The organism is Microvirga sp. HS2, from assembly GCF_055792805.1.
On the sequence record NZ_JBVVAJ010000005.1, the window covers coordinates 147,077 to 165,457 of the forward strand.

The following is an 18,381-nucleotide window of genomic DNA, read 5'->3' on the forward strand; positions in this document are numbered from 1 at the left end:
TGAGGGTTAGACGATGAGAATCGTGGGCGGGCGCTGGCGCGGCCGCTCGCTCAAGGGGCCGAGCTCGGACGTCATCCGCCCGACATCGGACCGCCTGCGCGAGACGCTCTTCAACATCCTTCAGCACGGCTATGACGATCCTATCGAGGGTGCGCGCGTGCTCGACCTGTTCGCGGGAACCGGCGCCATGGGGCTCGAAGCGCTCTCGCGCGGCGCGGCCTTCGCCCTCTTCGTCGACGACGGCGCGCAAGCGCGGGGCATCATCCGCGAGAACGTGGAGGCGCTCGGCGCCGGCGGCGCAACCCGCCTCTTCCGCCGCGACGCCACGCGCATGGGCGACGCCGCGCCCAACGCCCCCTTCTCCGTCGTCTTCTGCGATCCGCCCTACGGCAAGGATCTCGCCCCCAAGGCCCTGCGCTCCTGCGCCGAAGGCGGCTGGCTGACGCCCGACGCGCTCATCGTGGTGGAGGAAGCCCAAGGCGTCGAGGTCACATTGCCCGAGGGCTTCGAGGAGATCGAGCGGCGGGATTACGGGGAGACCAAGGTGCTGTTCGGGCGCTATCGCGCCTAGCCCTTTCACCGTTGTCACAGGCGCGGTCTGCCAGGATTTGCCCCCACATCAACCGCCCGCTATACCGTCCTTTCCCGCTCCGCACGCATGAAAGGCCTCCCATGAAAGCCGTTCTCTTCGAGCAATTCGGCCAGCCGCCGCGCGTTCAGACCGTGCCCGATCCGACCCCGTCGGCGGAAGGCGTGGTGATCAAGGTGGAAGCGACGGGATTGTGCCGGAGCGACTGGCACGGCTGGATGGGGCACGATCCCGACGTGGTGCTGCCGCATGTGCCGGGCCACGAACTGGCGGGCACGGTTCTCGCCACCGGCAAGCAGGTGACGCGCTGGAAGAAGGGCGACCGCGTCACGGTGCCGTTCGTCGGCGGATGCGGCCATTGCTTCGAATGCAATTCCGGCAATCATCAGGTCTGCGAGCATCAGTTCCAGCCGGGCTTCACGGCTTGGGGATCGTTCGCGGAATATGTCGCGGTCGATTACGCGGACACGAACCTCGTGGCATTGCCCGAAAGCCTCGATTTCGAAACCGCCGCGAGCCTCGGCTGCCGCTTTGTCACCTCCTTCCGCGCCATCGTCGACCAGGGGCGCGTCGGGCCGGGTGACTGGGTCGCCGTGCATGGCTGCGGCGGCGTCGGGTTGTCGGCGATCATGATCGCCGCTTCCATGGGCGCGAACGTAGTCGCCATCGATCTGACGAACGAGAAGCTCGACTTCGCAAAGCAGATGGGTGCGGTCGCGACGATCAACGCGGGCGAGGTCGCCAACGTGGTCGAAGCGGTGCGCGAGATCACGAAGGGCGGCGCGCATGTTTCCATCGATGCACTCGGCCATCCGACCACCTGCTTCAACTCCATCGCGAACCTGCGCCGTCGCGGGCGTCACGTGCAGGTCGGCCTGATGCTGGGCGATCATGCACGTCCGCCCATTCCGATGGATCGCGTGATCGGATGGGAACTCGAGATTCTCGGCAGCCACGGCATGCAGGCTTTCCGCTATCAGGCCATGATGAACATGATCGAGACGGGCAAGCTCGCGCCGCACAAGCTCGTCGGCAAGAGGATCAGCCTGGAGGAAGCTCCTGCGGCCCTCATGAATATGGACAGGTTCGAGGGCCTTGGAATCAGCGTGATCACGCAATTCTAGGGCACCGCTCATGCGGATCGAAGGGTCCGTCGGCTGCTCGGGGAGCCGCGCGGCAAAGAGCAGATTTCCTTTGCGCTGACGCCGTCACTCGTCATGCTCCTCGCCGTCATGGCCGGGCTTGACCCGGCCATCCCCGTCTCGGGAAATGCCGGGCCTCGAAGACGGGGATCCCCGGGACAAGCCCAGGGATGACGAGGAGAGAACGTCAGAAGACGCGGCTCGGACCTGGATCACGCGCGCCGTGCCGAGACTATTGCTTGGGCAGCGCATAGGCGATCACGTAATCACCCGCCTTCGTGCCGAGCGAACCGTGCCCGCCTGCGACGACGAGCAGATATTGCCGCCCGTCCGCGCCCGTATAGGTCATGGGCGTCGCCTGCCCGCCCGCGGGCAAACGATCCTCCCACAACTGCCTGCCGTTCGAGACGTCGTAGGCGCGGATGTAATAGTCGATCGTGCCCGAGAGAAACGCCACGCCGCCTGCGGTCATGATGGGCCCGCCGAGATTGGGCACGCCGAGCGGCAGGGGTAGCGGAACGGGCGACGCATCGCGCGTGGTGCCGTTCTTGTGCTTCCAGACGATCTTGCCCGTGGTGAGATCGGCCGCCGCCACATAGCCCCATGGCGGAGCCTGGCACGGAATGCCGAGCGGCGACGTGAAGGCGTAGAGCTTCACGGCAAACGGCGCGCCGAAATTCTCGTTGAGCGCGGGAAGGCTCCCTTTGGGCCGCTCCCCGCCCTGCACATAGAGCGTCTTGTCGTCATGGCGCGGAACGAGCTGCGACACGAAGGCGAGATAGGTCGGGGTCGTGAAGGCGATCTGGCGCTGCGGATCGACCGCGATGCTGCCCCAGTTGAAGACGCCGAAATTGCCCGGATAGATCAGCGAGCCCTGCAGTGACGGCGGCGTGAAGCGGCCCTCGTAGCGCAGCTTCTTGAATGCGATGCGGCAGGCGAGCTGATCGAACAGCGTCGCGCCCCACATGTCGCTCTCCTTCAGCGGCGCAGGATCGTAGGACAGGGCCGAGACCGGCTGCGTCGGCGCCGTTTTGTCGCCCTGCGCGGCCCCCTGCGGCGCTGGCTTTTCGGTGACGGGCAGCACGGGCTGGCCGTTGCGCCGGTCGAGCACGTAGAGTTCGCCCTGCTTCGTCGGCTGCACGAGCGCGGGAACGTCCTGTCCACCCACGGTCAGGTTGATCAGGCTCGGCTGCGACGGCACGTCGTAGTCCCACAGGTCGTGATGCACGGTCTGGAACACCCAGCGCACCTGCCCGGTCGCGATGTCGAGCGCCACCACCGAGGATGAGAAGCGCTCCACGTTGTCGCTGCGGTTTCCGCCCCATTGATCCGGCGGCTGGTTGCCGATCGGCACGTAGATCATGCCGAGATCCTCGTCGACGCTGGAGATGGACCAGCTGTTCGGCGAGTTCGGCACATAGGTCTCGTTCGGCGCGATTGGCGTGGTGACGTCGGGGTTGCCGGAATCCCAGTTCCACACGAGAGCGCCGGTGTTGACGTCGAAAGCGCGGATGACGCCGGACTGCTCATGGGTCGACACGTTGTCGAGAACCGTGCCGCCGACGATGATGAGGCCGCGCGCCACTACGGGCGGCGACGTGGAGTAATAGGCGCCCGGTTGCACATTCGGCATGTTGCGCCAGAGATTGATCTGTCCCGTTCCCCCGCCGAAGCCCGCGCAGACGGCACCGTTGTCGGGGTTGATGGCGATCAGGCGGCCATCGGCAGTGGGCATGAACAGCTTCGCGTTGCATTCCGGCACCGTCTGCGCGCTCGACGTCGCGGCGACGGGCAGATCGGGCACGGGCTGCGGCTGCCCGTTCTGCGGGGCCGCAGGCGCGGCCGCCGTCGCGCCGTCTCCCGGATAATAGGACAGCCCGCGACAGGTGAGATGCTGGAGCGCGAGCTCTCCGCGCACCTTCGGCTCATAGCGCCAGATCTGCTGGCCGGTCGTGGCGTCGAGGGCGATGACGTTCTGATGCGGCGTGCACAGGAAGAGCCGATTGCCGATCTTCAGGGGCGTCACCTGGAACGTGGTCTCGACGGGATCGCCCGGGCGTCCACGAAGGTCGCCGGTGCGATAAGTCCAAGCGACCTGGAGATTGGTGACGTTGGCTGGCGTGATCTGGTTCAACGGCGAATAGCGCTGCCCGTATCCGGTGCGCCCATAGGCGTGCCATTCACCGGCCGGAACGCCGAGCGCATCGGGAGGAACCTGCGCACGCGCCTCAGGGGCGGTGCCTTCGATCGTGCGGTGATCGACAAACCACGAGGCGACCGCAACCACGAGCGAGACGCCGAGGATCGCGCTCAGCGGCAGTCCCGCGCCGCGAAAGGCGGGCACGCGCGTCCGGATGGCGCGGGCGGCGGTATGGTCCGGTTCCGTCCTGAGGGCGCGCCTCACCCACGGCGTCAGCAGAAAAAGCCCGATCACGAAAACTAGGCCTCCGCGGGCGCCGAGCGGCCACCAGTCGAGACCGACCTCCCACAGGGCCCAGAGCAACGTTCCCGCGACGACGATCGCGTAGACCCAAAGGGCGGCAGGCCGCGCGGTGACGAGAAGATAAGCCGTGACCAGAAATCCCAGACCCGCGAGGCAATAATACCATGAGCCGCCGAGTGTGATCAGCCAGAGGCCGCCCGCTCCCAGCGCCAATCCCAGCAGCGCGATGACGATGCCTGTTCCGAGGAGAACAGGGCTCCACGACAGCTTGTTCATGAGGGTCCTCCGACGGCCTATCGGGCACCCCGCTAACGCCGGCTCATAGGAATTGTTCGCCCATGGCCGAGCTTTTCTCGAATGACAAATGCCGCCGCGGACCTGAAATCCGTCCTCTCTCGACACAGCCATGCCTCGTGTGCCAGCCTGCTGTGGCGAGAAATTCCTGGAGGAAGCCATGGCCTATCAGCCCGCCGCCAACCGTTACGACGAGATGATCTACAATCGCTGCGGACGAAGCGGATTGAAGCTTCCGGCGATCTCGCTGGGGCTGTGGCACAATTTCGGCGAAGACAAGTCGTCCGCGACCGCGCGGGAAATCTGCCGGACCGCCTTCGATCAGGGCGTCACCCATTTCGACCTCGCCAACAATTACGGGCCGCCTCCCGGCTCGGCCGAGACGCTGTTCGGCGAGATCCTGCGCAGCGAATTCCACGGGCTGCGCGACGAGCTCGTCATCTCCACCAAGGCGGGTTATCGCATGTGGCCCGGCCCTTACGGCGAATGGGGCAGCCGCAAATATCTTCTCTCCAGCCTCGACCAGAGCCTCAGGCGCTTGGGCGTCGATTATGTCGATATCTTCTACTCGCACCGCTTCGATCCGGAGACGCCGCTGGAAGAGACCATGATGGCGCTCGACTCCGCCGTGCGGCAGGGCAAGGCGCTCTATGTCGGCCTGTCCTCCTACAACTCCCAGCGCACACGCGAAGCGCTGGCTATTCTGCGCGAACTCAAGACGCCCTGCATCATCCATCAGCCGAGCTATTCCATGCTCAACCGCTGGATCGAAGAAGACGGCCTTCTCGATACCCTCGACGATCTCGGCATGGGCTCCATCGTGTTCTCGCCGCTGGCGCAGGGCATGCTGACCACGAAGTATCTCGGCGGCATTCCGGAGAGCAGCAGAGCGGCGGCGGGCAAGTCGCTCCGGACGAGCTTTCTGAGCGAGGAGAATCTGTCCCGGATCCGCAGCCTCAACGACATCGCGCAGAGGCGCGGACAAACTCTCGCGCAGATGGCTCTGGCCTGGGTCCTGCGCGGCGGACGCGTCACCTCCGCCCTCATCGGCGCGAGCCGCCCCGAGCAGGTGATGGATTGCGTCGGAGCGCTCAAGAATCTCTCGTTCACGCCGGACGAGCTTGCGGAGATCGACCGCTACGCCCTGGAAGGCGGGCTCAATATCTGGGCTGCGTCGTCGGAACGTCCCGGCCCATCGCGCTGATGGCGTTTCCGGCCTCCGGACATTGCCATTGCGGCTCGTTGCGCAGCGGATCGACAGAGCATCTGTTCTTTCCTCACCGAATGAACAGCGATGCGGCATTTGCGCGCCGCCGATCCGTTGACGCCCCATGCACGCGAAATACCATCGGGATGCTGCGGTGATCGCTCACAAGCAGCCCACGCCCTGGCCGTGGGATCGACCTCTCCTGGCCGGGGCGCCAATTCTCAAGGTGTCATCGTCTCGTCACCTCAAGCCTTTAGCGATGGCGCGTGGGGGCACGAGGGATGGGCTTCACGGATGAACTGGGGCTCATCCCGCCTCCGCAGCCGTGTGACAAACGGAGAGAGCGACAGAGGATGAGACCCGTCGAACCGACCTCCTGCCCCAAGTGGTTTCCGTTCCTTCTGATGGGCATGGGCTTCGTAGGAGCCGTCGCGCGTCAGATCCTGGTTTAGGCGGCCCGCCAATCGTATTGGACTAATGTCCTACGGCGATACCCAAAAGGGGAATTGGAAAAAAGTTAACGCAACATTAAGAACCAAGCGTGGCGTTAACCATTCCAGCAGGTCGGGCCCATGGGCACTCGCAGCCAAATCGACAATCGTCGGCAGGCCCGGCGCTTTCGCACGCAGCATCTCGCTAAGATCGTGCTGGGGCCCGATTCCATGATTTCCTGCAGGATCGAGGACATCTCGACCGGCGGCGCGAGGATCGCTCTCGACCAGCACACGGAGCTGCCTGACGATTTCGAGCTCTTCATCGCTGCTCACGACCTTCAGGTCCACCGGGCGCGTCTGTGCTGGCGCAACCGGGGCTCCCTCGGCGTCCACTTCGTCTGCGCGCCAGATCGGGTCGGCGGCCATCTGCAGCATATCGCCCACGCCTCCGGCTCGTTTCACGACGAATTCGCGAAGGTCCGGGTCGAGGTGGAGCGTGATGATCTCAGCCTGCGCGACCTTTTGCGTCAGGGCGCGGCCTAGCTGCTAGCGCCGTCCAAACAGCCGCTCGATGTCGCTGAGCTTCAGCTCCACGTAAGTGGGCCGCCCGTGATTGCACTGGCCGGAGAGAGGCGTGGCTTCCATCTCGCGCAGCAGCGCGTTCATCTCTTCGGGCCGCATGCGTCGTCCGGCGCGAATGGAGCCGTGGCACGACATGCGCGAGAGCACCGCGTCGAGCCGCTCCTCCAGCGGATTGGCGGCGCCCTGGCCCCATTCGGCGAGCGCATCCGCCACGTCCTGCACCAGATCCTTGATGCGTCCGCCCGCAAGCGCCGAGGGAACCTCGCGCACGAGCAGCGCGCCATGGCCGAAAGGCTCGACGGCGAGACCGAGGCTCTCCAGCATGGAGGCTTCCGCAAGCACGCGGTCCGCATCCACGGGGTCGAGATCCACGACCTCGGGGATCAGCAGCAGCTGGCGCGCGATGCCCGAGGACGCGCGCTCGCGCTTCAGCCGCTCATAGACGAGGCGCTCATGCGCCGCATGCTGATCGACGATGACGATGCCGTCCTGCGTCTGCGCGACGATGTAGGTGCCGTGCAGCTGCGCGCGGGCCGCGCCGAGAGGAGACGCCTCCGTCTCCGGCTCGATCTCGGTGAGCGTCGCGCGGCTGTCGGCCGAGGGCGCCGCGAGATCGGGCAGGCTCGCCTGCGTTTCCGCCAACCCGGAAGACGATGCGTACGGCGGCGGAGCGGGATCGAGCGGCGCCTGCCAGTTGGCGAAAGCGCTCGACGGGCGGATGATCGAAGGCCGGTGATGGCCATAGGGAGGGCGTGACGACAGCATGCCTTGCGGACGCAGGCTCTCCAGGGTGCGCGCGCCGACAGTCGAGGACGCGCGCATGGAAAAGCGCGTGATCGCCTCCTTGATCGCCGCCACCAGGAAGCCGCGCACGAAGGCGGGATCGCGGAAGCGCACTTCGGTTTTCGCCGGATGCACGTTCACGTCCACCGCGCGGGGATCGAGATCGATCATCATGGCAAGAACCGGATGGCGGTCGGAGGCCATCACGTCGGCATAGGCGCCCCGCACCGCGCCGAGCAGAAGCTTGTCGCGCACGGGCCGCCCGTTCACGACGAAATGGACCGAGGTGGAGGTTCCACGATGATAGGTCGGCAAGCTCGCGAAGCCCGTGATCCGCACACCTTCGCGCTCGACACCGATCGCCATGGCGTTCTCGTTGAAGTCTGAGCCGAGAACGCGTGAGAGGCGGCGCAGGAAGCCGTGCTCGCCGGGCTCCTCCGGCGGATAGGTGAAGGATGTGATGTGCTCGCCCGACAGCGTGAACCGCACGGTCGGATGCGCGATGGCGAGGCGCTTGACGATCTCCGCGACGGCCTGCGCCTCGGAGCGGTCACTCTTCAGGAATTTCAGACGCGCGGGCGTGGCGGCGAACAGATCCGTCACTTCGACGCGTGTGCCCTTGGGGGCCGGCGCGGGCCGCACGGGGTGTTTCACGCCGCCCTCGACCACGATCATGGAGCCGGTTTCGGCGTCCTTCGTCCGCGTCGTGATGCACAAGCGCGCCACGGCGCCGATGGACGGCAGGGCCTCGCCGCGAAAGCCCAGCGTGTTGATGGAAAACAGATCGCCGTCGGGCAGCTTGGAGGTGGCGTGGCGTTCGACGGCGAGCTCCAGGTCCTCCGGCGACATGCCCTGCCCGTCGTCGACGATGCGGATCAGGCGCCGGCCGCCGGCCTCCACGGTGATCTCGATGGAGCCCGCGCCAGCATCGACGGCGTTCTCGACGAGTTCCTTCACGGCGGCCGCGGGACGCTCGACAACCTCGCCCGCGGCGATGCGGTCGACGAGAATGGGATCGAGGCGGCGGACGAGCATGAGGCGCTTCACGTTCGAGGGATTCGGGAGAGGAAAGATAGGGGCCGAGGCCCCTCGACGCCAGCAGCCGCGACGTTATTCCCCTGCCCATTCACCACAATGACGGGGGCGCCCACGTCATGGCCGGGCTTGTCCCGGCTATCTCGATCCGAAAGGCATAGCGTTCTTCACAATCGGGATCACCGGCACAAGGCCGGTGACGACGGGAAGAATCCGAATCCGGGATGACGACGCTGCCGCCTACCCCTGCGCCAGGTACTGCTTGGCGAGGATCTTGCCCTCCTCCACCGCCGGCTGGTCGAAGGGATCGACGCCGAGCGCATAGCCGGTGAGAATGGTCTCCAGCATGAAATGCATCAGCAGTTCGCCCACGGCGCGCTCGTCGAGCTTCTCGATATGGAGGCGCCGGGTCGGACGGCCGTTCCTGGCGAGCGCATCGGCCGTCGCGCGCCCTTGCGCCGCCACCAGATCGCCGATGCGCTTGCCGCCGAAGCCCGCCTCGCCCGCGCGTTTGGCGAGCTTCTCGTCCATGAGAGGCCCCTGCCCGGCCACGTCCGTGGTCATGACGGTGAAGAGCTTGTCGTTGGGGCCGGCGAGATAGAGCTGGAGCTGGCTGTGCTGATCGACCGGGCCGATGGCGGCCACGGGCTGCGTGCCCTTGCCGTTCTTGCCGATGCTCTCGGCCCAGAGCTGCACCCACCAGCGGGTGAATCGCTCCAGGCGGTCCGCATAGGCCATCGTGACGGCGATGCCCTTGCCCTCCTTGGCGGCAGCCACGTTGAGCGCGGCGCCGAGGGCCGCCGGCGTGTCCTTGGCGGCGCTGCCATTGCGGAAAGGCTCGTAGGCGTCCGCCGCGCCCTGGCGAATGGCGGCGATGTCGAGGCCGAGGACGGCCGCGGGCAGAAGGCCCACATTGGTGAGCACGGAATAGCGCCCCCCGATGCCCATATGATGTTCCAGGAAGCGCACGCCCTCCGGCTCCAGAAGGTCCCGCAGGGCATTCCGCCCGCCATCCTTGCGCGGCTCGGACAGGCCCAGGACCATATCCTTGGGCATGGCCTTGAGGCCCGCTTTATCGAGAGCGGACAGCACCGCGATGGTCTGCATCAGGGTCTCGCCCGTGCCGCCCGATTTCGAGATCGCCACGAAGCGCGTCGAAGACAGCGGCAGTTTGTGCAGCACGTGGTCTAAGGTGACGGGGTCGAGATTGTCGAGGAAGTGAACCCGCGGACTCTCCGTGAAGCGTCCGGCTCCCGGCACCGCATAATCCTTCAGCTGGGCCAGGGTCTGCCCGCCCAGGCTTGAACCGCCGGTGCCGAGAAAAATCACGTCCGTCGTATCCAGGCGCAGCCAAGTGGCCGCTTCCTTGACGGCGGCGAGATCGTCCGTCGTGCGCGGCATGTGGAGCAGCGGCAGGCGTCCCGACGCATCATCCTCCGACAGTCGCTCCATGGCTTTGCTGACGGTCGCGAGGGCCGCCTCGAACGTCCCCTGCGAAACACCGCCCTCCCCGATGGTGGATGCCAGGGCAAGCTCAACCGATTGCTGCAGGGCCATGCGGGTCCTCTCCGGCTCGTTCCACGGGGAAGCGAAACTTTAGGGCCGGATAGGGTGATCGGCTAGAGGCTTGTTCTCCCGAAGGGAAAGGCAGAATTCTTAAATCAATCTGCCTCGGTTGATGGAAAGGAGATTTTCTGTAATATGCAATACTATAACATAAGCAAGGTCTTCTTCCATGGCAACGGGCGTTCACGACGGAACAACGACTGGAAATCCCTATATCGATCCCCTCCTGTCGGGATGGCGGTGGGACGGAAGTCCCGTGTCCTATGGCTTCGCCCAATCGGCAACGGCCTATGGGGATCCCGCCCTATACTATGGCCGGTATCCCCTACATCATTTTCAGTCTGTGTCGGCGATGTCCGTGGCCGCCTTCCAGGGCATCCTGACGGGCCAAAGGCTCCTGGCCGGGAGCGCCATGACCCTCACCCCTGTCTCGGGTTTCACCAATCTCGGGTTCATCCAGTCGGATCCAGCGACAAGCCAAACGGATATGCGGATCGGCGTGTCGTCATACGCCCCATTCTCCTATGGCTTCGCACCGGGTGAGCACGCCGATCAAGGTGGGGCCGACGGCGATATCTGGCTGGGCAACACCGGCGCTTACGGGGCCGCCTTCCAGCTTCAGACTCCCGTCAATGGAACCTGGGGTTATTATACGCATCTGTGGGCTCTCGGAAAAGCTCTCGGCCTGAACAGCGGGTACATGGACATCCCGAGAGACAAGCAGTTCAAAGAATATACGCTGATGACCTATTACGATGCTCCCAGTGTGGAACTCCCCACGGCGCAGTTGGGCATCGGCGGGCCTGCCGGACCGCATCCGGAAATCGACAATCTCAACTTCTATACCAGCCAGACCTTCATGATGCTGGACATCGCCGCCCTGCAGGAGATGTACGGCGCTAACTACACCTTCCGCAGCAACGACAGCACCTATACCTGGAGCCCGACCACCGGCGAAGTCTTCGTCGACGGCGTTCCGAACGGCGTCATAGGAGACGGGCTCACCAATTTCAGCAAAGCCAACAAGATATTCCAGACGATCTGGGACGGGGGTGGCACAGATACCTATGACCTGTCCAACTACACCGCCGATCTCAAGCTCGACCTCAGGCCAGGCGAGTATTCCACCTTCAGCCAAGAACAGCGGTTGTATATTGGCCGGGATATCCACAACGGAAACTACTACGCCCGCGGCAACGTCTACAACGCGCTTCTGCATCACGACGACCCGCGCTCGCTGATCGAGAACGCAAAGGGCGGTTCCGGCAACGACACCCTCACCGGCAACATCGCCGCCAATCATCTCTGGGGCAGCGTCGGCGACGACACTCTCAGCGGTGGCGCCGACAACGATATCCTCGATGGCGGCGGCGACACTGACACCGCCGTGTTCAGTGGCTCCCGATCCAACTACACGATCACCCATAACAACGACGGCAGCATTACCGTCGCCGACCTGCGCGCGAACGGCGACGGCACCGATACGCTGATCAGCATCAACTTCGCCAAGTTCAGCGATCAGGTCGTGACGCTCGTTAATCCAGGCTTTGCCCGCAGCGGCACGGCCAGGGCCGATACGCTCGAGGGCAAGGCCGGCAACGACAAGCTCTATGGCCTGGGCGGCAACGACAGGCTTGATGGAAAGGGTGGGGCTGACATCATAGCTGGCGGTGCGGGCAACGACATTCTCAACGGACGTGGCGGCAACGATGTCCTCTACGGCGGCACGGGCGCGGACAAGTTCGTGTTCAACACGGTGCCCAACGGTCGCTGGAACAGAGACGACATCCGGGACTGGTCCGCCAGGGACGACACGATATGCCTGGAGAATGCGATTTTCCGTAAGCTGACGAAGACGGGCGCGCTCGACAGCGCGTTCTTCGTCATCGGCGATGTGGCCAAGGATGACAACGACTTCATCGTCTACCACAAGGCGACAGGCGTTGTGTCCTACGATGCGGACGGTTCGGGCGCGGGAGCGGCGGTGGCCTTCGCCAAGCTCAAGCCCGGTGCGGCCCTCAGCCACCTCGATTTCATCATCACCTGACGCGGACGGCCGTTTGCGCCTCGCCCGAGCTGGCAACGGCCGCCCTCATCGCTCTGCCGCTTTCATCCTGCACGGGAGAGACCATGTCCCTTTCATTGATGTTCGATACCCTGAATCTGACGAGCAGCAACACCGCCCTCGCCCCCGCAATCGTCGGCGTCTACGATCCTGCGCGCACGGGAAACGCTTATGTCGACGGTGTGATGTCAGGATACAAATGGCCGGCGGGCACCGTCATTCATTATGGTTTTCCGACGACGCCCGCTCCCTACCCCATTCCCTATGATGGCACCGAGGAGTTCAACCACAATTTCGTGCCTGTCTCTCAATTCGCTCAGGAAACAATCGACGCGTTCATCACCGGCGCACGATCCGGCGGCATCCAGGCCCTGACACTCACCCCGATTATGGGGTTCACGAACTTAACTTTGGTAAAAGATTCTACCGCGACGGCAAGCACGCATATGCTTATCGCCACATCGTCCGACCCAAGCAGTGCCTGGGCTTACTATCCCGGCAGTAAATTCGGTGTCCGCGAGGGCGATGTGTGGCTGGGTCAAAGATATGACGATTACATTACCCCGGCCAATGGCAGCTACGGCTCCTATATCATGATCCATGAAGTCGGCCATGCCCTCGGCTTGAAGCACAGCTTCGATCTTCATGAGCAAGAGGATGTGACCGTCCCGTTCGATGCGGATTTCTTCGAATACACCGTCATGTCATACTCGGGCGCGCCCTACGTCGTGCCGAAGGGCTCGGCTTTGGCGGGTCCGGAAGAAAGCTTTTCTTATGCCTATCCGCAAACCTATATGATGCTGGATATCGCCGCTCTGCAGGAGATGTACGGCGCGAACTACACCTTCCGCAGCAACGACACCACCTATACCTGGAGTCCGACAACCGGCGAAGTCTTCGTCGATGGCATATCGCAGGGGCGCGAAGGGGCGACTGACGGAACGGGCAGCTTCGTCATGAACCAGATTTTTCAAACGATCTGGGACGGGGGTGGCACCGATACCTATGATTTGTCCAACTACACCGCCGATCTCAAGCTCGACCTCAGGCCGGGCGAGTATTCCACCTTCGGCCAAGAGCAGAGAGCGTGGCTGGGTTACTTTCCATCTCCGGAAAACTACAGCGCCCGCGGCAACGTCTACAACGCACTTCTGCATCATGACGACCCACGCTCGCTGATCGAGAACGCCAAAGGCGGTTCCGGCAATGACACCCTCACCGGCAACATCGCCGCCAACCATCTCTGGGGCAGCGTCGGCGACGACACCCTCGCCGGCGGCGCTGGCGACGACACCCTCGCCGGCGGCAACAATCTCGATACCGCCGTGTTCAGCGGCAATCGCGCCAACTACACGATCACCCATAATGATGACGGCAGCATCACCATCACGGACAGCCGCACGGATGGTGATGGGGTCGACATCCTCTTCGGCGTCGAGATCGCCCAGTTCAGCGATGGGACTGAGCGACTCGTCATCAATCGTGCGCCGTCGGACCTGCGCCTGGCCGGCCATACGGAGATCGTGCCGGTTCAGGAAGGAAACACCGTTCTTGGCGATCTCAGCGCCTCCGACGCCGACGGCGACACCATCGCCTGGAGCTTCGAGGATACCGCGGAAGGTGGCGGCAATGCGGATGGCATGTTCGTGATCGAGAACGGACAGGTCAAGCTTGCTCCCGGCAAAGTCCTCGACTTCGAGAGCGACACCCGCTCCTACACCATCCATGTGAACGCCTCCGACGGGAACGGCGGCATGGCTTCCAAGACCTTCATCATCAATGTCGGCGATGTCCAGGGCGAGCAGCTGATCGGCACTGCCGGCGCGGATACGCTCCGGGCCGACATCGGCCGTGACGTGCTCAATGGTTTGTCGGGCGCGGACACCATGATCGGCGGCGTCGACAACGACACCTACTATGTGGACAATGCCGGCGACCGCGTGATCGAGACCGCCACCGGCGGCACGGCGGATCTGGTCTACACTGCCGTCAGCCATACCCTGACGGCTAACGTGGAGAGGCTGATCGCAACCGGATCGGGCGCGCTCACGCTCACGGGCAACGGGCTCGGCAACACGATCATCGGCAATGCCGGGCGCAACCACGTCAACGGCGGAGCCGGCAACGACACCCTCTTCGGCGGCTTGGGCAACGACACATTATCGGGCGGGTCCGGCAGGGATGCCTTCGTGTTCAACACTACCTTGAACAGAACCTTCAATGTGGACACGATCAGCAACTTCAGCGTGAGGGACGATACGATCCGCCTGGAGAACGCTCTCTTCAAGAAGCTCGGCAAGGCGGGCACCCTGAACAAGGACTTCTTCACCATCTACGCGAAGGCGAAGGACAAGAACGACTACATCGTCTACGACAACAAGACCGGTGCGCTCTATTACGATGCCGACGGCTCGGGGCGGGGCGCTGCGATCAAGTTCGCGCAGCTCAGCAAGGGTCTCCATATGACCAATGCCGACTTCCTCGTTGTTTGATTAAACAGGCCACTCGACAATAATAGGGGAGCCAAGCGGCTCCCCTTCCATATTTCATGAATGGCTTTTCTAAAGCATCGAATGAGAAATCGTCCTCACGTCCGATGCTTTAAGCTGTTGATCTGGGGGCATCTTTCCACGCAAATCCGGTGCCCGCTTTTGCGTCCGATCCCCTAAAGTCCCGTCGGTCGTCCCGCAATCACGGTCAGCATCCTGCCATCGCCGAAGATGCGGTCGGCAGCCTTGCGGATATCGGCCTGCGTGACGGAAGCCACCAATGGATTGCGACGGCCGATATAGTCGATCCCAAGGCCCTCGAACGCGATCTGCACGAGGGTATGCGCGATCTTCGTCGAGGTGTCGAAACCGAGAGCGTAGGAGCCGATGAGGTAATCCTTCGCCTTCTGCAACTCCTCATCGGAGGGGCCTTCTTCCCTGAGACGCGCCATTTCGCTCGCGATCACATCGAGGCATTCCACCACGCGCTCGTTCTTGGTCGCGGTGTAGCCCCAGGTCATGGCGGCGGCGCGATAGCTGACGAGCGAGGTGCCGACGCTGTAGGCGAGACCACGCTTCTCGCGCACTTCCTGGAAAAGCCGCGAGGTGAAGGAACCGCCGCCGAAGATGTGATTGAGCACATAGGCCGGGATGAAGCCGGGGTCGCGCCATGCGATGCCGGGTGTGCCGAACCGGATGACGGATTGCGGAACGTCGAGATCGACGACGATGCGCGAGCCAATCTTCTGCAATGCCGCAGTCTCGATGACGGAAAGCGATTTCGCCTCGGGCAGCGAACCGAAGACCTGATCGAGCAGCACCGATAGATTGTCGGCGGAAATAGCGCCGACGACGGCGATCTTCACGCGACCGCGCGCAATCATGGCGCGATGCATCGCCATGAGATCGTCCCGCGTGATGGCGGCCACGCTCTCAGGCGTGCCCGAGGTCGGGCGGCCATAGGGATGGTCCGCAAAACCTTCCTCGAAGAAGCGGCGCGTGGCCATGACGCCCGGATCGTTCTGCTGGTAGCGCAGACCCGCGATGGTCTGGGCGCGCACGCGCTCGATGGCATCCTGGTCGAAGCGCGGCTCGACGAGCGCGAGCCGCAACAGCTCGAAGGCTTCGTCCGCGTGCTTCACGAGCGTCTTCAGCGAGCCGCCGATGGCGTCGTTGCCCGCATTGAAGGACAGCTCGATCGCACGCGCGGCGAGGCGCTCCTGGAAGGCGTCGGAATCGTATTCGCCCGCGCCCTCGTCGAGCAGGCGCGCCAGCATCTGCGCGACGCCCGGCTTGTCGGCGGGATCGTGCGCGGAGCCGCCTTCGAAGATGAAGGAAACTGCGATCAACGGCACCACGTCGGATTCGACGTGCCACGCCTCGACGCCGCCCGCGGAGGTCAGGGCCTTCACGGTCGTGGGCGACGAGGACAGGGTTTCAACGGAAGCGGTCATCTTTCCCTCGAATCTCAAGCAGGCGGTCAAGAAGCCGACTTCTGCAGATAGCCCGTCACGGAGCGGCGGGCGACGAGATAGCGCTCGGTGGCGGAGGCGAGATCCTCCTTGAGCACGGTTTCGATTTCTACCGGCCAGCGGCGCACGTCCTCGATCGTCTCGCCGATGGCGAGAGCAGAACCGTAGATGCGGGCGAGCGAGGACTGGCTGTCGGTGGAATAGATCGTCTCGGCCACGAGACGCGTCTTGGCGCGCTCGATGGAATCGGAATCGAGCGCCTCCGTCGGAACCATCTTCAGCACTGCGTCCATGGCCTCCTCGAGCGCGGACAGGGAAACGCCCTCGGCCGGAACCGCATAGACGCAGAAGCGCGTGTCTTCCATGGCGGAGGACATGTACCACGCGCCCGCGTTCACGGCGATGCCGCGTTCCATCACGAGCTTGCGGTAGAGATAGGATGTGGGACCGCCGCCGATCACCTCGGCGAGCAACTCGAGCGCATAGCAATCGCGATGGCTTACCGTACGGCAGGACGGCACGAGATAGAGCCGCTGCAGCGTCGGCTGCTCGACCTTCGGATCGGCCACTGTGATATGGCGCGCGGCCACGGGCTCGGGCTCGCGCGGACGCACGCGCACCGGCCGCTTGCCCTGTGGGGAGATGCGGCCATAGGTGGCGTCCGCCAGACGGCGCACCTCGTCTGCCGTCACATCGCCGGCCACGACCAGAATGGCGTTCTCAGGCGTATAGAAACGCTTGTAGTAATCGAGGGCATGCTCGCGGTTGAGCGTCTCGATCTCGTGCATCCAGCCGATGATCGGAATGCCGTAAGGGTGATGCACGAAGAGCGAAGCCGCCATCGCTTCGGACAATTGCGCGGACGGATCGGTCTCCACGCGCATGCGGCGCTCTTCCAGCACCACGTCGCGCTCCGGGCCGATCACGGCTTCCTCGAGCAGAAGATTGGTCATGCGGTCCGATTCGAACTCCATCATGACCTTCAGGTTCTCGCGCGCGACGCGCTGGAAATAGGCCGTGTAGTCGAACGACGTGAAAGCGTTCTCCTGGCCGCCGAGGCCGGAAACCACTTTCGAGAACTCGCCCGCGGGATGTTTCTCGGTGCCCTTGAACATCAGGTGCTCAAGAAAATGCGCGATGCCCGATTGTCCGATCGGATCATCCGCCGAGCCGTTGCGGTACCACACCATATGCGTGGCGACGGGAGCGCGATGATCGGGGATCACCACGACGTCGAGACCGTTGTCGAGGGTGAAGGACGACAAATTCGGGCCGCTGCCTTCCGTGCGCCCGAAGGACGAGGCGTCGGCTCTGAGAATGGGCTTGGAGGCAGTCTTCATAATGGTTCAACCTTGGAAGCATCAAATCGTTTCGTAGGGCGATTCCTACGGGATAGCCCAATCGGGGACGCAAGCAAGCGAGGCAGGACACCTTTCGGTGCGACATGGTTTTGCGCCTGCGGGCCTCAAACAGGCTTGGCTTTGCAAGGCCCTTAGAACGTTTTCAGGCGAAGCGGGTGGAACCCGTTCGCCTGAAAAGGAAGGAAAGGAGCAGTGCGTTACTGCCTGCGCTGCTGCTGTTGCTGGATGAAAGCCTGCGGGCTGTCGGGGTCACCCATCGGCTTCGGATCGGCGGATGCCTTGAGAGCCGCGCCGGGCGCCGCCTTCAGGAGATTGGCCGGCGGATCGCTCAGGTAACGGCGCTCCAGACCGTTGCCATCGAGCTCCACCTTCTGGTTCGTTCCGAACGCGCGCAATTCGTCCGGCGTCATGCGGCTGTTTTCCTTGCCCCAGCCTCCGGAAGGCTGCGGAAGAGCGTCACGGCTGTTGGGATTGCGGCCAGCGCGGACCTCGTCGATGGACAGGCGCCTGCCCTCGCTGAGCTTGTAGAGCTCGGATTCCGTGTAAGGAGTCTTGGCCTCTTTCGCAGCCTTGCGGCGGGCCGCCAGGTCCGGATCCTTGGGCCAATTGGCGTTCGTGGCCTCGGCGCCGTTCGACGCCGCCGGCGGCGGAAGATCCATTTTAGGCGGCAGCACCAAGGGAGCGCGCTCGTTGTAGATGATAGGCTCTTTTTCCTTGGGAATGATGCCGATGCTACCGAGCAGGCTCTTCACGGCCTCGCCCTCCTGCGCCGAAGCGGAGGATGCGGCGACCAGGAGCGCCAGCGCCCCCGCGAAGCCAAAGATTCTCATTCCCTTCATGGCACACCCACCATTGTTTCTCATTATGCCTGGAACGCCTGATCGCTCTTTAGGGCGAACATATGGCAGCTTGTCCGGCA

Annotated in this window: 12 protein-coding genes; 6 read left to right on the plus strand and 6 right to left on the minus strand. The window is 63.9% G+C overall.

What is annotated here, in order from left to right; genetic code table 11:
• Positions 1 to 13: 13 nt before the first annotated feature.
• Together rsmD and ACS5Q0_RS06880 are read left to right on the plus strand one after the other, a co-directional pair.
• A complete protein-coding gene (gene rsmD / locus ACS5Q0_RS06875) occupies positions 14 to 571 on the plus strand; it encodes a 16S rRNA (guanine(966)-N(2))-methyltransferase RsmD (protein WP_473125869.1) in 558 nt (185 codons plus the stop codon).
• Between the two features lie 101 nt (positions 572 to 672).
• A complete protein-coding gene (locus ACS5Q0_RS06880; protein ID WP_473125870.1) occupies positions 673 to 1,713 on the plus strand; it encodes a zinc-dependent alcohol dehydrogenase family protein in 1,041 nt (346 codons plus the stop codon).
• A 250-nt stretch (positions 1,714 to 1,963) separates the two neighbouring features.
• Here the strand turns inward: ACS5Q0_RS06880 and ACS5Q0_RS06885 are convergent, their stop codons facing one another.
• On the minus strand, positions 1,964 to 4,450 hold the full coding sequence (locus ACS5Q0_RS06885) for a glucose/quinate/shikimate family membrane-bound PQQ-dependent dehydrogenase (RefSeq protein WP_473125871.1): 2,487 nt from the start codon (positions 4,448 to 4,450) through the stop codon (positions 1,964 to 1,966).
• 178 nt (positions 4,451 to 4,628) lie between these two features.
• Between ACS5Q0_RS06885 and mgrA the strand changes: the two genes are divergently transcribed.
• Both mgrA and ACS5Q0_RS06895 read left to right on the plus strand, forming a co-directional pair.
• Positions 4,629 to 5,672 (plus strand): L-glyceraldehyde 3-phosphate reductase, encoded by a 1,044-nt coding sequence (mgrA, locus tag ACS5Q0_RS06890; RefSeq protein ID WP_473125872.1) that lies wholly within the window; start codon positions 4,629 to 4,631, stop codon positions 5,670 to 5,672.
• A gap of 575 nt (positions 5,673 to 6,247) precedes the next feature.
• Positions 6,248 to 6,652, plus strand: coding sequence for a PilZ domain-containing protein (locus ACS5Q0_RS06895; protein WP_473125873.1), 405 nt, complete (start codon positions 6,248 to 6,250; stop codon positions 6,650 to 6,652).
• A gap of 3 nt (positions 6,653 to 6,655) precedes the next feature.
• Here ACS5Q0_RS06895 and mutL read toward each other — a convergent pair whose 3' ends face one another.
• A complete protein-coding gene (gene mutL / locus ACS5Q0_RS06900) occupies positions 6,656 to 8,509 on the minus strand; it encodes a DNA mismatch repair endonuclease MutL (protein WP_473125874.1) in 1,854 nt (617 codons plus the stop codon).
• A 240-nt stretch (positions 8,510 to 8,749) separates the two neighbouring features.
• Positions 8,750 to 10,066, minus strand: a complete 1,317-nt coding sequence (locus ACS5Q0_RS06905; protein WP_473125875.1) for a glucose-6-phosphate isomerase — start codon at positions 10,064 to 10,066, stop codon at positions 8,750 to 8,752.
• A 178-nt stretch (positions 10,067 to 10,244) separates the two neighbouring features.
• On the opposite strand from ACS5Q0_RS06905, the gene ACS5Q0_RS06910 reads away from it, so the two are divergent.
• Complete coding sequence (locus ACS5Q0_RS06910) at positions 10,245 to 12,122, plus strand: M10 family metallopeptidase C-terminal domain-containing protein (RefSeq protein WP_473125876.1); 1,878 nt, start codon at positions 10,245 to 10,247, stop codon at positions 12,120 to 12,122.
• An 83-nt stretch (positions 12,123 to 12,205) separates the two neighbouring features.
• Positions 12,206 to 14,632: a M10 family metallopeptidase C-terminal domain-containing protein gene (locus tag ACS5Q0_RS06915; RefSeq protein ID WP_473125877.1), complete on the plus strand. Its 2,427-nt coding sequence runs from the start codon at positions 12,206 to 12,208 to the stop codon at positions 14,630 to 14,632.
• A 173-nt stretch (positions 14,633 to 14,805) separates the two neighbouring features.
• Here the strand turns inward: ACS5Q0_RS06915 and ACS5Q0_RS06920 are convergent, their stop codons facing one another.
• The 3 genes from ACS5Q0_RS06920 to ACS5Q0_RS06930 form a co-directional block, all read right to left on the minus strand.
• Positions 14,806 to 16,083: a M16 family metallopeptidase gene (locus ACS5Q0_RS06920; RefSeq protein WP_473125878.1), complete on the minus strand. Its 1,278-nt coding sequence runs from the start codon at positions 16,081 to 16,083 to the stop codon at positions 14,806 to 14,808.
• A 26-nt stretch (positions 16,084 to 16,109) separates the two neighbouring features.
• Complete coding sequence (locus ACS5Q0_RS06925; protein ID WP_473125879.1) at positions 16,110 to 17,441, minus strand: M16 family metallopeptidase; 1,332 nt, start codon at positions 17,439 to 17,441, stop codon at positions 16,110 to 16,112.
• A 218-nt stretch (positions 17,442 to 17,659) separates the two neighbouring features.
• Complete coding sequence (locus ACS5Q0_RS06930; protein WP_473125880.1) at positions 17,660 to 18,301, minus strand: hypothetical protein; 642 nt, start codon at positions 18,299 to 18,301, stop codon at positions 17,660 to 17,662.
• Between the last annotated feature and the right edge of the window lie 80 nt (positions 18,302 to 18,381).

Excerpts from the sequence above, each read along its gene's own strand:
- rsmD (WP_473125869.1), top strand. The coding sequence starts at position 14 with ATGAGAATCGTGGGCGGGCGCTGGCGCGGCCGCTCGCTCAAGGGGCCG.
- ACS5Q0_RS06880 (WP_473125870.1), top strand. The coding sequence starts at position 673 with ATGAAAGCCGTTCTCTTCGAGCAATTCGGCCAGCCGCCGCGCGTTCAG.
- ACS5Q0_RS06885 (WP_473125871.1), bottom strand. The coding sequence starts at position 4,450 with ATGAACAAGCTGTCGTGGAGCCCTGTTCTCCTCGGAACAGGCATCGTC.
- mgrA (WP_473125872.1), top strand. The coding sequence starts at position 4,629 with ATGGCCTATCAGCCCGCCGCCAACCGTTACGACGAGATGATCTACAAT.
- ACS5Q0_RS06895 (WP_473125873.1), top strand. The coding sequence starts at position 6,248 with ATGGGCACTCGCAGCCAAATCGACAATCGTCGGCAGGCCCGGCGCTTT.
- mutL (WP_473125874.1), bottom strand. The coding sequence starts at position 8,509 with ATGCTCGTCCGCCGCCTCGATCCCATTCTCGTCGACCGCATCGCCGCG.
- ACS5Q0_RS06905 (WP_473125875.1), bottom strand. The coding sequence starts at position 10,066 with ATGGCCCTGCAGCAATCGGTTGAGCTTGCCCTGGCATCCACCATCGGG.
- ACS5Q0_RS06910 (WP_473125876.1), top strand. The coding sequence starts at position 10,245 with ATGGCAACGGGCGTTCACGACGGAACAACGACTGGAAATCCCTATATC.
- ACS5Q0_RS06915 (WP_473125877.1), top strand. The coding sequence starts at position 12,206 with ATGTCCCTTTCATTGATGTTCGATACCCTGAATCTGACGAGCAGCAAC.
- ACS5Q0_RS06920 (WP_473125878.1), bottom strand. The coding sequence starts at position 16,083 with ATGACCGCTTCCGTTGAAACCCTGTCCTCGTCGCCCACGACCGTGAAG.
- ACS5Q0_RS06925 (WP_473125879.1), bottom strand. The coding sequence starts at position 17,441 with ATGAAGACTGCCTCCAAGCCCATTCTCAGAGCCGACGCCTCGTCCTTC.
- ACS5Q0_RS06930 (WP_473125880.1), bottom strand. The coding sequence starts at position 18,301 with ATGAAGGGAATGAGAATCTTTGGCTTCGCGGGGGCGCTGGCGCTCCTG.